Raw genomic sequence first — 13,002 nt, 5'->3', positions numbered from 1 at the left:
GAGCGCGCCCTGGCCGAGGCCGGCGTCGACCCGTCGATCGGCGTCGAGGCGGCCGCGCCACCGCAGTTGGCCGAGCTGGCCGCCCACGGGCTCGGCGTGGCCGTCCTGCCGGACCCGGGCCCGGTGCCCGGCCTGCGCGTCCGTCCGCTCACCGAACCCGTCCCCCGGGTCAGGATCGCGCTGGCCTGGCCGGCCGGGCAGCCCGCCGCACCGCCGACCGCCGCCCTGGTGGCCCACCTGCGGCGGGCCTATCCGGGGCCGGCGGACGCTCAGGAAGCGGCCGGCACCGCAGCCCCGTCGGCGATGTGCAGCACCGCGGCCGCCCCGTCGAGGACCTCCCGGTCGAGCGGGAAGTAGCCCGGCCGCGGTTCGGTCCCGGTGCGGGTACGGGCTCCGTCCGGCAGCGCCGGGCTCGTCAACTCCCAGGCCGCACCCGATCCTTGCAGGTGCGCCTCGTACGTCCCCGGTGCGGGGTCGGCCAGCCCGAGTGCCTCGCTGCGTCCCAGGCTCCCGGCGACGAAGGCGTACCGCTCGCCCAGCAGCGAGCCGACGATGCGGCCCGCGCCGGTCCACCGGCAGTCCAGTTCGCCCAGCGCCCAGGTGCTCGGGGTCCGTCGCAGGTGCAGGTTGTGGGAGAAGACCAGGGTCGGTCCGCGCCGGGCCTCGATCTCCCGGATGTCCAGGAGGTTCTGCGCCATCAGCGCGTCCCGCACACCGAGCAGGGCGCCGAGCCGGGCACTCGGGGCGAGCCCCGGGACCGCCGACTGCGCGTGGTAGCGCAGCAGTCCGATCCCGGCCGCCAGTCGCGCGCGGGCCTCGAACCACTCGGCGGAGGAGGTCGAGGCGATCAACTCCGGTGCGTGCATGTGGAGTCGGAGGAGGAGGTCGTCCGCGACACAGCGCAGCCTCGCCGCCTCGGCCGAGCCACCCGGTGACTGGGCCGGGTCCGTCACCGCCTCCGTACGGCTCCAGCGCTCGTCCTCACCCGCCAGCTCGGCGAGGTCGACACCGAGGTCGAGCCCCAGGTAGTCGCGGGCGTGCTGGAGGTACGGGCGGGGACTGGGGGCGCTGGTGTTCTCGGTCGGGATGTCGAAGCCGTGGAACGTCAGCCGCTCGCCGGGCGGCCGTTCCCGGTTGAACTCCCGCATCCAGGCGACGAGTCGGCGGTTGGGCTCAAGCGCACCGAAGTCGTGGGTGAAGCCCTCCGACATCACCGAGTCGAGGGTGCCGACACCCTCCCGGACGTAGGCGTCCACGGCGAACGCGGCCACCCGGTCGGTCTCCAGTGCGATCGACCGGAAGCCCCGGCCGACCAGCCGGGCGAACAGCTCGTTGCGGACCCGCCCGAACGCCGGCTCCTGGTGCGTCGGCTCACCGAGGCCAAGAAGCTCGCACGCCGGGGTGACGAAGTCATGCATGTCCTGGTTCATGGACCTCAAGCGTATCCTTGAGGGAACGGTTGAAACTTTTCGGACCACAGGCGCTCAGTTCCGGTGGAAAGTCTCAAACCGCCCTGTACAGTCCGACGGCCGGGAACGACCGGACCACCCGGAACGACCCGTCGGCCCGGAGCGCCCCGTCGGCCCGGAGCGACCGGTCGGCCCGGAACGGGAGACGATCATGAGACCCGCCGACCTCGCGCGCGAACACGGCATCTCGACCCAGGCGATCCGCAACTACGAACGCGACGGCTTCCTCCCGCCCGCCGAACGCACACCCGCCGGGTACCGGATCTACACCGGGCTGCACGCCTCCGCCCTGCGCGCCTACCTGGCCCTCGTCCCGGCGTACGGGCATCCGACCGCGGGTTCGGTGATGACCGCCGTCCATACCGACCGGCTCGGCGACGCCCTCGCCGAACTCGACCTGGGACACGCCCAGTTGCTGCGTGACCGGGAGACCCTCAGCGCGGTCCGCGAGGCCGTCGGACACCTGGGCGACGGCGCCGCCGGAACGGCCCTTCCCGCACTGCCCGGCCCCCGCAGCGTCGGCGAGGTCGCGCACCGGCTCGGCGTCACCCCCGCGACCCTGCGCGCCTGGGAGGCCGCCGGCATCCTGACCCCCGCCCGGGACCGCGCCACCGGCCACCGCCGCTACCTCCCCGCCGACGTCCGGGACGCCGAACTCGCCCATCTGCTCCGCCGGGGCGGCTACCTGCTGGACCACATCGCCACCGTGCTCCGGCAGATCCGCACGGCGGGCGGCACCGGCGAACTGTCCGCCGCCCTCGACGGCTGGCAGCAGCGCCTCACCACTCGCGGCCTGGCGATGCTCACCGCCTCGGCCCGCCTCGACGACTACCTGTCGCTGCGCCCCGTGACGCCCGGACGGGCTTGACCTCAAGGCCACTTGAAGGCCCAGGGTGATCCGCATGACCACCCGAGCCACAGCCGCAGAGCCCACAGCCCCCGAGCCCCCAGTGGCCGAGCCCACGGACGCCAGGAACGCGCACACCGAGGACGCGGACATCGCGGCCATCGAACGCGTGGTGGCCGCCGTCGAGCGCGCCCAGCGCGCCAAGGACCCGGACGCCTTCCTCGCCCTGTTCCACCCCGAGGCCGTCTGGACGACCGCCCACGGAAAGGTCCTCCTCGGCCTGGACGCGATCGCCGAGTTCACCCGCGCCGTGCTGCCCACCGCGAACTGGGACGGCCAGGTCACCTACGAACCGGTGCACATCCGGTTCCTCCGCCCCGACGTGGCCGCCGTCAAGGTCCGGCAGGTCTACCACTCGCCGCAGGGCGGTTCGGAGGGCGCCCCGCTGTACGTCATGACCAGGCAGCACGACGGACGGTGGCTGCTGCACGCCTGCCAGAACACCGGCGTGCCCGCCGGCTGACGACTCGTCACACACCCTCGGCCGGGCGCAACGTCGTCGGTGCCGCGGCGTCTCGGCCATCCCTCGGCGCCCCACCCCGAGCGGACCGGATCCGCATCGGCTCAGCCCGCGCGGGTCGATCAGCCCGACTCGGCCGGGCGGGGCTCGACGTGCCCGCACCACTCGACGTGCCCAGTCTCCGGGCGGGCTCAGCCGACCCGGGTGAGGGGAGGCGTGCGGACGGCGGCACCGTCGGCGAGTGCGCCCGGCTGCTCCTGGTCGGGCCGTTCGGGACCGGCGAGCAGGATGGAGCGCTGCAACCGGCGCAGCATGGCGGACGGCTCCATGCCCAACTCCCTGACCAGGGTGTTCCGCAGGCGCTGGTAGGCCTCCAGTGCCTCGCCCCGGCGGCCGGAGCGGTGCAGCGCGATCATGTACTGGCCGTGCAGGCTCTCGTGGGTGCGGTAGCGGTCGACCAGGACGGTGAGTTCGGCGAGCAGCACCCGGTGCCGGCCCAGCCGAAGGTCCGCCTCGATCCGCTGGTCCAGCGCGCAGAGCCTGGTCTCCTCCAGGCGCCTGGCCTCGACGGCGAGCTGGCCGCCGACCGGGACGTCGGCGAAGGCCGGACCGCGCCACAGCGCGAGCGCCTCGCCCAACTGGCGGGCGGCGAGCGGGAAGTCGCCGCCGTCCATGGCCCGGTAGCCGTGTCCGGCGAGGCGGTCGAACTCCTGGAGGTCGACCAGTCCGCCGCCGCTGTTCAGCATGTAGCCGCCGGCCGAGGTGACCAGGACGTCCTTCGCGCAGGAGGCTCCTGGACCGCCGTCACCCTGGGCGAGCGCCCGTTCGATGAGGTCGCGCAGCTGGAGCACGTACGTCTGCACCGTGGTGCGTGCGCTGCGCGGCGGATGGCCGGACCACAGCTCGTCGGCCAGCACCCCGGCCGGCACCACCTGGTCGGCCCGTAAGGCCAACAGGGCGAGCACTTGTCTCGGCTTCGGCGCCGAGGGCACCACCGACACCCCGCACAGTCGGACCCCCAAGGACCCCAGCACCCGGATTTCCACGACGACCACCCCAAGTCCAGACGGATCGGCGGCCCCGACGGCCGCCGGCCGGGCGGGCGCTCCGCTGCTCACCGTCCGCGCAGGTCCGCTGGAAGGTCGGTGGAGCACCCGACACCAATCCAAAAACAGGACAGACGGTTTGTCAATACAAAACCGAACGCGCTGTTTGTTTTGGGGCGGAGCGATCCCCTCCAGCCTGGGGCCCCGACCTGCCGACCCGGCACCGAACGGCGCCCAACGACGCCGGCCTCAGGCCGGGCCGGCACCGCCCGCGTCCGCTCCGGCCGCCTCACCCGCAACGGCCTCCACCGCCCCCGCGGCCCGGGCCGCCGCCAGTTCCGCGAGCACCCGGCCACCCCGGTCCACCCCGAGGTCGAGCGTGGCCAGCACCCCGGGCACCGCGATGCTCGGCATCAGGTGCTGGTACATCACGGCGATCCGGCGCTCCAGATCCATCCGGCCGGACATCTTCTGGGACTGGATCTGCACGCCCGTCCAGGCCCCGGTGACCAGCCACGCCGTCTCGGCGGGCACCACGTGGGGCAGCAACTCCCCGCGCCGGCCGGCGGTTTCCAGCACGATCTCGGTCCGCTGGATCCAGCCGGGCGCCGCGCCACCGCTGAAGTCGCCGAACACGTCCTGGCCGAGGGAGAGCCGCGCGCCCGCACTCAGCACCGGGTCGCGCGGCATCAGATGGGCGACCGCCATCCCGAGGTCCACGAACTCCTGGAGCTTGCAGTGCCGTTCGGGGATCTCGTCGCGGCCGAACTGCTCGTCGACGATGCCCTGGGCGAGTTCCCGCTTGGACGCGAAGTGGAAGTACACCGCGCCACGCGTCACTCCCGCCCTGGCCACCACCTCGCCGATCGTCGCCCCCTCGTACCCGTACTCGTCGAAGACCGACGCCGCCGCCTCCAGGATCAGCCGACGCGTCCGGACCGCCCGTTCCTGCCGCACCACCGCAACCACCCCACCCGAAACGCTCGGCAAACAAAACCAAACACCCCGTATCTTACCTGCCGAGTCCTGCGGGATCCCTGCGTCCCAGGTCACATGAGGCCGTCCTCAAGCGCACCAAAACCGCATGGACGGTACGAGTCGAACAGGCGACCTACGCCGCTCCGGCGGCCTCCCCATCCGGAACAACAGCCCTCACTTCCGGCCGCCGCACCGACGAACCGTCCTGCCACAACCATGAACCTGTCAAGTCTGTTCGGTGACATCCTTCCTGGTCACGATGGTTCGCCCCGAAGGGACGGTCGCGCGGCGACGAGCGGCGCCCACCCACCGTGCCCACCCGACCACGCTCGGCCGATGACGAACCTTTGTTCTGGCTCCTTGAAAACCAAACCGGTAGGTACGTATCTTACGAGCCCTGAGCAGCCCACCCCGCCCGTCACGGCCCTTCGGAGCGCTCCCCATGACCCTGCTTGCCTTCCGCACGCCTGCCCCCGTCCTCGTCACCGGCACGGACTCCGGAACGATTCCCGACCCGGCCGCGGCAGCGGCCCCGGCACCCCGCCTGACCAGCACCGTCGCCAAGGAGTACGTCCACCGGGCCTGCCACGCCGAGGTCTTCCTCACCGGCAGCGAGCAACTGACCGACAGCACCTTCGCGGTCACCGCGCAGTGGCCGCGGGCACACACTTTCTTCGGCACCCCGGACGGCACCCGGCACGACCCGATCCAAGCTGCTGAAACGATCCGCCAAGCCGGGCTCTACCTCGCCCACACCCGGTTCGGCGTACCGCTCGACCACAAGTTCATGATGTGGAACCTCGACTACACCACCCGGCCGCGCCAGCTGCTGATCGGCGCGGCGCCGACCGACCTCACGCTGGAGGTCCGGCTCAGCGCCGAGCCCCGCCGCACCCGCACCACGATCGACTTCACCCTCGAAACCGTCGTCCGGCGCGGCCCCCACCTGGCCGGCACCGGGAACGCCCGCTTCACCACCGTCCCGGACTCGACCTACCAGCGGCTGCGCCGCGGACGCCACGAGACCGGCCTCCCGGCGGCACCCGAGGAGATCGGCGAGCCGCTGCCGCCGGCCAGGGTCGGCCGGCTCCGCCCGTGCGACGTCGTGCTCACCCCGGCCGACGCGCCGGGCACCTGGCACCTCACCCCCGACTTCTGGCACCCGATCCTCTTCGACCACGCCAACGACCACATCCCCGGCATGGTCCTGCTGGAGGCGGCCCGCCAGGCGACCAACGCGCTGACCAGCCCGGTCGCCGTCATGCCGACCGCCGCGGCCACCACCTTCCACCGGTACGCCGAGCACGACGCGCCCACCGTCATCACGGCGCGGCACACCCCGGGCGAGGACCCGGACGCCCTCACCACCACCGTGACCGGCCATCAGCACGGCGAGCCGATCTTCACCACCGTCCTCACCGGCCACCCGGACCACCGCTGACCCGACCGGCCCACGCGACGCCCGCCGCCGCACCGACCGGGCATCCGGTACGGCCGGACGGTCCGCACGACCGCGGCAGCGCGCAGCAGCCCGCACACCCCGCGGTACGCCAGGACGGCCCGCCCGACCCCCGGTCCGGCGGGCCGTCCTGCGTGTGCACGACCCGTCCCGCGCGTAGGCGACCCGTCCCGCGATCGGGCGGGCGGTCCGCGTGCCGACGGACACCACCCGGCGGCGGCCCCTCGCACCCACGGCTCGTGGGGCCCGCCACGGCCGCAAACCGACCGCTTTCCCGGACTGGCTCCGGGGCGAACACCTGCGCGAGGATGTCAGCCCCTGGATCCGCTGCCAACAGGAGCACGCCGTGAGCGAAGCCGCTTCGCAGCAGAACGAGTTGATCAGACTGACCGACCGCCCCGGCACCGAGGACGCCCCCGGCCGCGACGGACGGACCGGTGGCCGGAGCGTCCGGGTGCGGGTACTCGGCCGGCACGCCCCCGGGTCCCTGCTCGGCCACGACTGGCTGGACTGCGAGATCACCGTCACCGCGGACTCGGTGCGCGGGCACTTCGTCACCCTGGTGACCGAACGCCATCTCGGGCAGTGGGAGACGGCCTTGGACCGGCTGGGGCGCGGATCCGCGGTCCGCTGGCTGGACGAGGAACACGGCCCCGAGCTGCGGATCGAACCCGGACGGCCCGGCGGGCTCCGGGTGACGGTCTCCGACGCGGAGGATTCGGGCGTCACGCTCCGGGTCGTGCTCTCCCTCGCACCCGGCTGGCTGGACGAGCAGCGCACACTGCTCACGCTCGTACGGGACGCCTACCCGTCCGAGGTGGTCGAGCTCTCCCCCGGCATCCATGCCTGGCGCGGGAGGCCGGTCGACGGGAGTTGACGCGCCGCCGGGTCTCCGGACAACGTGGTCCGGGTACGGACCGGACGGTGTCACCAGCCCCTCGCCCACGGTCCCGGCCGGTCGCCGGGCACCACCGGCTTCCTGACCGGTCAGCCGGACATCGCCACGCGGTACAGCGTCGAAAGCGCGTCGTCGATGGGATGGGGCTGCGGCCTGCCGGAGGCGTCGAGCCTGTTCCACCTCTGGAGGTTCACCGCGACGGACATCTGCCGCTTGCCGTCGGCGCGGGTCATGGCCGGCGCTCCACCACCCCAGACCGTACCGCCATGGCCCCAGAAGGTGCCCTGGCCGGGACCGTCCATCGGGTGCAGGCCGAGCCCGTAGTCGATGGTCTTCCCCTCCTGGGAGACGACCGGGACGGTGCGTCGCATCTGCGCCAGCGACGACGGACCGACGATCTCCCCGGCCGGCAGCATGCCGAAGAAGCGGTTGAGGTCCGTGACGGTCGATATCAGCGAGGCGGACGGCCCTACCCAGGACATGTCGCTGCCGACGCGGTGCCGCATGTCGGCGGTGACGGGGCGGCCCGTGGCGATATCCGCGACCCCGGCGACCCCGGCGGCGCCGCGCCAGACCTGGTCGCCGTCTCGCACCTCGGCGAACAGGCCCGGCATCCCGGCGCGATACCACCGGATCGCGGTCCTCATCGCCGCGTTGATCGCCTCCGAAGCCGGCGTCAGCACCGTCACCCCCGAAGAGCACGAACAGGGCACGGAGCTGTTCCGCGTCGCAGTTCTGGGCGCCGACCCCGAGCGTTTCCCGACCCTGGCCCACTTCGCGCGCGACGTCCGCCCCCTCGGCGTGGATCGCCGCGCGGCGTTCGATGAGATCCTCGCCGCCCAACTCGCCCACATCGAGGCCGCCATCTGCCCGACCCCGCCGACCGGCTCGGGAGTGTCTCGGACGAACGAATGACGAATGGGCTGGGCCTCACCGCTCGCCATCCGCGCACCGGCGGGCTGCCGTCCGCCGCGCGGACCGGATAATGGCGGCATGATCGACAAGCAGCTCAGCGTCGTGCTCGCCGAGGACTCGGTGATCCTCAGGGATGGCATGGTCGAACTCCTCACCGCCCGTGGGTGCGTGGTGGTCGCCACCGCCGGGACGGCGCCCGAGCTGGTCGCCGCCGTGACCGAACACCGGCCCGACGTGGCCGTGGTGGACATCCGGATGCCGCCCACCCACAGTGACGAGGGCATCCGGGCCGCGATCGAGATCCGGGCCGTGCTGCCCGAGGTCGGCATCCTGGTCTTCTCCCAGCACGTCGAGAGCGCCTGGGCGGCCCGGCTGCTGGCCGACGGCGCCGCCGGCATCGGCTACCTGCTCAAGGAACGGGTGGCCCGCACCTCCGAGTTCGTGGACGCCCTGCACCGGGTCGCCGCGGGCGGCACCGCCCTCGACCCGGAGATCGTCAACGGGTTGCTGCACGGCGGGCGGCGCGGCCGGGTGGACGCGCTGACCCCGCGCGAGCGGGAGGTGCTGGAGTTGATGGCGCAAGGCCACTCCAACCGCTCGATCGCCTCGCTCCTGACGGTGTCGGAGCGGGCGGTGGAGAAGCACGTGGCGGCGGTGTTCGGCAAGTTCGACCTGCCCGCGACCGACGCCGACAACCGGCGGGTCAAGGCCGTGCTCGCCTACCTCGCGGAGAGCGGCGCCTCCTGAGCCGAAGCCTCGACGGCGTCGGCCGTGCCCGTCCGCCATCGGCGGGCTGACTGACCGCCCGTCGAAGCCGAGTGCCCCTCACAACCGGCTGGGCAGCTCCGCGCTGACCACCGTCGGCCCGCCGGGCGGACTGTCCACCCGCAGCACTCCGTCCACCGCCGCGAGCCGCTCGGCCAGGCCCGCCAGCCCGGTGCCCGCACCGATCGCGGCACCGCCGTGCCCGTCGTCGCGCACCGTCAGCCGGACCCTCCCGTCGGCCACGCTCGCGCTCAGCTCCGCCGACCGCGCGCCGCTGTGCTTGGCCACGTTGGTCAGCAGCTCGGCCGCGCAGAAGTAGACGGCCCGTTCGATCACCTCCTCCGGGCGCTCCCGCAGGTCCAGCCGTACACCGACCGGTACCGGGGAAGTGGTGGTCAGCCCCGGCAGAGCCTGGGCCAACCCGCCGTCCAGCGCCACCGGGTGGATGCCCTTGGTCAGCCGGCGCAGACCGGTGACGGTGTCCTCGGTCTGGGCGCGGGCCCGGTCGACCAGGGCGCGCAGCCGCCGCAGGTCGGGCCCACCCGGACCCGTGTGCCCGGCCTCGCGCGCCGGATCCCGGCCGGCCGCACCGCCGCGGACGGCGCCTTCGTGCACCGCGCCCCCGTGACCCGCGCCGTCCGCTGCCGACACATCCTCTGCCGGCACGCTCTCCGCCAGCACGTCGTCGGCCAGCGACAGTGTGATGGCGAGCGCGATCAGCTGCGCCTGGGTGCCGTCGTGCAGGTCGCGTTCCAGGCGCCGCAGCCGATCGGTGTTCTCGGCCAGCAAGGTGGCCCGGGCGTGCTCCAGCTGGCGCACCCGCTGCTGCGAGCGCGCCGGGCCGAGCAGCGTACGGGCCAGCGCGCGGTTCGCTCCCCCGAGCGCACGCAGCGCCGCGGGTACGGCGACCAGCACCACGAGGCCGATCGGGATCGCGCCCAGGTCCAGCAGACCGATCGACCTCGGCCCCGGTTCCATCATCCGAGCCCAGAGCGGGAACCCCACCAGCCAGACGCCGCCGAGCGGCAGCCCGACCACGGCCAGGAAGCCGAGGACGCCGAGCGGCAGCCGCAGGAGGAGGTAGACCAGTGCCCGCCAGGCCACCGGATCGGTCAGCACCGCCCGGCCCCGGGCGAAGAGCCCGGACGGGCGCGGCAGCGGCGGCGGTGCGGGCACCTCCTCCCCGAGCAGCCGCCCCACCAGCCACCGGTGCAGCCCACCGAGCCTCCTCGCCCCGGCCAGCACTGCCACCACGAACGGCAGGCCCAGCACGGTGAGCGAGAGCAGCGCCCCCGCGTAGAGGACGGCGACGGCGTACACCCCGCCGAGCACCCCGAGCGGCAACCCGAGCACCGCAAAGGCCAGTTCACCACCGGGCACCGACCGGTACCGCCGCCGCTCAACCACCGTCCACCTCACCACTCGTCAGCCGACCGGCTCCCAGCATCCACCAGACACCGCCGGAACCCGCGGGACCTCCGGGCACCCCGGAGTCGCCGCGCCCGTCTCCCTCTCCGCCCTGACCACCCTGACCGCCCTGACCACCCTGACCGCCCACCAGCGGACCGATCCGCCCGGTCCCGGGCTCTCCCGTCGTCGACCGCCTCGTCCCGTTCCTCTCGCCCTCGTCCCGTTCCTCTCGCCCTCGTGCCCCGCCCACCGACTCCACCGCCGAACCGCCGACCGCCCACAGACCCGTGCCCACGATCCCCGGTACGGTGAGCACCGCCGCTCCCAGCACCACCCAGGCGCACGCCGTACCGGGCACCACCGGCACCACCGAGCCCGTCACCGCCAGGCTGAACGCCCCGGAGGCCGCGGCCGCCACCGCCGCGCCCAGCAGCACGCCGATCGCGGTGGTCAGGGCCGCCTCCACGGAGAGCATCCGCAGCAGCTGCCGCCTGCTCGCCCCGACCAGGCGCAGCAGCCCGAACTCCCGGCGCCGGTCGGCGGTCAGCGCCACCAGGGTGTTGACGGTGGAGACCGCGGCGAAGCAGACCAGCAGTGCGAGCTCCATCTCACGCAGCCAGATGTCGCTCTCCTTGGTGACGCTGGTCGCGGCACCTGTCGCCCGGGCGACGTGCTCTGCGGTGCTGGTCAGCACCAGCATGGTGCCGGACAGCCCGACCAGCAGCGCGACCGGCACGACCGCCGAGGCGAGCCGGGCCGCGTAGCCGCGCAGGTTGGCGTCCGCCAGCCAGCCCGCCCCGGGGACGATCACCCGCGCCGGGGCACCCAGCACGGCTGCCAGCGCCCGCGCCGCGACCGGCCCCAGCAGTCCGACCGCGACCAGCAGCACCAGCGAGCCGAGCAGCGAGGCCTGCCCCGCCTTGTCCAGCTCCGCGGCCGGCCGGCCGGCCGCCAGCCGGGCGGCCCGCCGCCCGGGGTCGTCGACCAGCAGCCGGGGGTTGTCGGCGCGCAGGGTGTTGCCGCCGACCAGGATCGCGTCGGCGGCCGCGCGCTCCTCGTCCACCCGGTCGAAGTCGGCGGCGCCGGAGAGCAGCAGCCGGTCGGGGGAGGCGTCGTCGAGGTGGCCGTCGAGCGAGACGGCGGCGCTCAGCAGGACGAAGGGGCGCTGGCCGGGCATGGGCGGGGACCGTTCTGTCGGGGGCGCCTCCACGGTACGGCCGGCCGGTCCCGCCCCGGCGCCCCCCGTTCGACATCTGAGACAGATCTTCTCGGAATGCGGGACGGCGAGTAGCGTCGGGGGCGTCGCGGAACATCGGAGCCGACCACGCCCAGGGGGACCTCATGACCGGACCGCAGCCCGCCGCCGTCTACACCCACGGCCACCAGGAGGCCGTGCTGCGCTCGCACCGCTCCCGCACCGCCGCCGACTCGGCTGGCTACCTGCTGCCCGGACTGCGGCCCGGGCAGTCCCTGCTGGACGTCGGCTGCGGGCCGGGCACGATCACCGCGGACCTGGCCGGGCTGGTCGGCCCCCAGGGGCGGGTGGTGGCGGTGGACACCTCCGCCGAGGTGCTGGAGCAGGCCGCCGGGTACGTCGCCGGGCGGGGCCTGTCCAACGTCGTCTTCGAGCGCGCCGACGTGCACCGGCTGCCGTACCGGGACGGCGAGTTCGACGTCGTGCACGCCCACCAGGTGCTGCAGCACGTGGCCGACCCGGTGGCCGCGCTGCGCGAGCTGCGGCGGGTGACGGCGCCGGGCGGGGTGGTCGCGGCCCGGGACGTCGACTACGCCTCGATGACCTGGTTCCCCGAGGTGCCCGCGCTGGACCGGTGGCTGGAGCTGTACCGGCGGACCGCCCGCGCCAACGGCGGCGAGCCGGACGCCGGCCGGCGGCTGCTGTCCTGGGCCAGGGCGGCCGGCTTCACCGAGGTCACCGCGAGCGCCACCACCTGGACGTACGCGACGCCCGGGCAGCGCGCCTGGTGGGGCGGGATGTGGGCGGACCGGGTCACCGGCACCGCGCTGGGCCGGACGGCGGTCGAGCGGGGCTTCGCGGAGCCGGACGAGCTGGACCGGATCGCGGCCGGCTGGCGGGAGTGGAGCGACGCCGGGGACGGCTGGTTCTCGATGCTGCACGGGGAGGTCCTGGCCCGCGGCTGAGCGGGCGGACGGCGGGCCGGGGAGGACGGGCAGGCGTTCGGAAAGATCGGGTAAAGTCGCGCGACCGTTCAGATCGGGCCCGTTCGGGTCCGAGCCATGGTGCCGAGTGCCGAGCCGAGTGCCCGCCGCGGCGGGTTGGGGGAGTCCACGTGTCCAAGCCTGAGTCCGAGCCGCCCGTCCCGGGGCCGGAGTCGCCCGCGGTCGCGGGGGCCGGTACGCACGCGGACCCGGCGGCGGCTGCGGCGGAGGCTGTCGAGACGGCGGCTGCCGAGACGGCGGCCGGCCAGGACCCGCGGGTGGACTTCCGCAAGCACACCGCCGCCCCGGACGCCGTCACCCCCGACGTCACCCGGCGGCTGCGGCGGAGGCTGTCGAGACGGCGGCTGCCGAGACGGCGGCCGGCCAGGACCCGCGGGTGGACTTCCGCAAGCACACCGCCGCCCCGGACGCCGTCACCCCCGACGTCACCGCCGAGCCGGCCGAGCCCGAAGCCCCCGCCGAGCCCGCCCCCGCCGACCCCTGGGCCGCGCCCGAC

Annotated in this window: 13 protein-coding genes and 1 pseudogene; 8 read left to right on the top strand and 6 right to left on the bottom strand. The window is 74.2% G+C overall.

The features are described 5' to 3' along the window. Window positions 1-357 (top strand): LysR family transcriptional regulator substrate-binding protein (locus BU198_RS32480; RefSeq protein WP_188300425.1); only part of this gene is annotated, 357 nt, incomplete at its 5' end. Here the strand turns inward: BU198_RS32480 and BU198_RS32475 are convergent. Then, window positions 270-1,430: an erythromycin esterase family protein gene (locus BU198_RS32475; RefSeq protein WP_188300424.1), complete on the bottom strand. Its 1,161-nt coding sequence runs from the start codon at window positions 1,428-1,430 to the stop codon at window positions 270-272. The genes BU198_RS32480 and BU198_RS32475 overlap by 88 nt on opposite strands. Window positions 1,431-1,620: 190 nt before the next feature. Between BU198_RS32475 and BU198_RS32470 the strand changes: the two genes are divergently transcribed. Both BU198_RS32470 and BU198_RS32465 read left to right on the top strand, forming a co-directional pair. Further along, the gene (locus BU198_RS32470; protein ID WP_188300423.1) at window positions 1,621-2,337 is read left to right on the top strand and encodes a TioE family transcriptional regulator; all 717 of its coding nucleotides are present in this window, start codon (window positions 1,621-1,623) and stop codon (window positions 2,335-2,337) included. Between the two features lie 25 nt (window positions 2,338-2,362). Beyond that, entirely contained in the window at window positions 2,363-2,839 is a 477-nt protein-coding gene (locus BU198_RS32465; RefSeq protein WP_411293259.1) for an SgcJ/EcaC family oxidoreductase, read from the top strand. Window positions 2,840-3,027: 188 nt separating this feature from the next. On the opposite strand, the gene BU198_RS32460 is transcribed toward BU198_RS32465, so the two are convergent. Both BU198_RS32460 and BU198_RS32455 read right to left on the bottom strand, forming a co-directional pair. Next, window positions 3,028-3,882 (bottom strand): BTAD domain-containing putative transcriptional regulator, encoded by an 855-nt coding sequence (locus BU198_RS32460; RefSeq protein WP_188300427.1) that lies wholly within the window; start codon window positions 3,880-3,882, stop codon window positions 3,028-3,030. Window positions 3,883-4,131: 249 nt separating this feature from the next. Next, on the bottom strand, window positions 4,132-4,842 hold the full coding sequence (locus BU198_RS32455; RefSeq protein WP_188300421.1) for a ScbR family autoregulator-binding transcription factor: 711 nt from the start codon (window positions 4,840-4,842) through the stop codon (window positions 4,132-4,134). 460 nt (window positions 4,843-5,302) lie between these two features. Between BU198_RS32455 and BU198_RS32450 the strand changes: the two genes are divergently transcribed. Both BU198_RS32450 and BU198_RS32445 read left to right on the top strand, forming a co-directional pair. Further along, the gene (locus tag BU198_RS32450; RefSeq protein ID WP_188300420.1) at window positions 5,303-6,301 is read left to right on the top strand and encodes a ScbA/BarX family gamma-butyrolactone biosynthesis protein; all 999 of its coding nucleotides are present in this window, start codon (window positions 5,303-5,305) and stop codon (window positions 6,299-6,301) included. A 364-nt stretch (window positions 6,302-6,665) separates the two neighbouring features. After that, complete coding sequence (locus tag BU198_RS32445) at window positions 6,666-7,196, top strand: DUF5959 family protein (protein WP_188300419.1); 531 nt, start codon at window positions 6,666-6,668, stop codon at window positions 7,194-7,196. 110 nt (window positions 7,197-7,306) lie between these two features. Here the strand turns inward: BU198_RS32445 and BU198_RS32440 are convergent, their stop codons facing one another. Continuing rightward, entirely contained in the window at window positions 7,307-7,864 is a 558-nt protein-coding gene (locus BU198_RS32440) for a serine hydrolase (protein WP_188300418.1), read from the bottom strand. Between BU198_RS32440 and BU198_RS32435 the strand changes: the two are divergent. Then, window positions 7,830-8,132, top strand: a pseudogene (locus tag BU198_RS32435) (TetR/AcrR family transcriptional regulator); the annotation flags it as partial. The gene BU198_RS32440 and the pseudogene BU198_RS32435 overlap by 35 nt on opposite strands. A 78-nt stretch (window positions 8,133-8,210) precedes the next feature. Then, window positions 8,211-8,879: a response regulator transcription factor gene (locus tag BU198_RS32430; RefSeq protein ID WP_188300417.1), complete on the top strand. Its 669-nt coding sequence runs from the start codon at window positions 8,211-8,213 to the stop codon at window positions 8,877-8,879. A gap of 78 nt (window positions 8,880-8,957) precedes the next feature. Here the strand turns inward: BU198_RS32430 and BU198_RS42900 are convergent, their stop codons facing one another. Together BU198_RS42900 and BU198_RS32415 are read right to left on the bottom strand one after the other, a co-directional pair. Then, window positions 8,958-10,304, bottom strand: a complete 1,347-nt coding sequence (locus tag BU198_RS42900) for a sensor histidine kinase (RefSeq protein ID WP_317620417.1) — start codon at window positions 10,302-10,304, stop codon at window positions 8,958-8,960. After that, on the bottom strand, window positions 10,297-11,484 hold the full coding sequence (locus BU198_RS32415) for an FtsX-like permease family protein (protein ID WP_223245260.1): 1,188 nt from the start codon (window positions 11,482-11,484) through the stop codon (window positions 10,297-10,299). Before BU198_RS32415 ends, BU198_RS42900 begins: the two co-directional genes overlap by 8 nt. Window positions 11,485-11,648: 164 nt before the next feature. On the opposite strand from BU198_RS32415, the gene BU198_RS32410 reads away from it, so the two are divergent. Beyond that, on the top strand, window positions 11,649-12,467 hold the full coding sequence (locus BU198_RS32410) for a methyltransferase domain-containing protein (protein ID WP_188294941.1): 819 nt from the start codon (window positions 11,649-11,651) through the stop codon (window positions 12,465-12,467). The last annotated feature ends 535 nt before the right edge of the window (window positions 12,468-13,002 follow it).

This window comes from Streptomyces sp. CBMA156 (assembly GCF_014596515.1).
Taxonomy (GTDB): domain Bacteria; phylum Actinomycetota; class Actinomycetes; order Streptomycetales; family Streptomycetaceae; genus Kitasatospora.
Note: the sequence above shows the minus strand (reverse complement) of the source record. Positions and strands in the feature narration are given on the sequence as shown.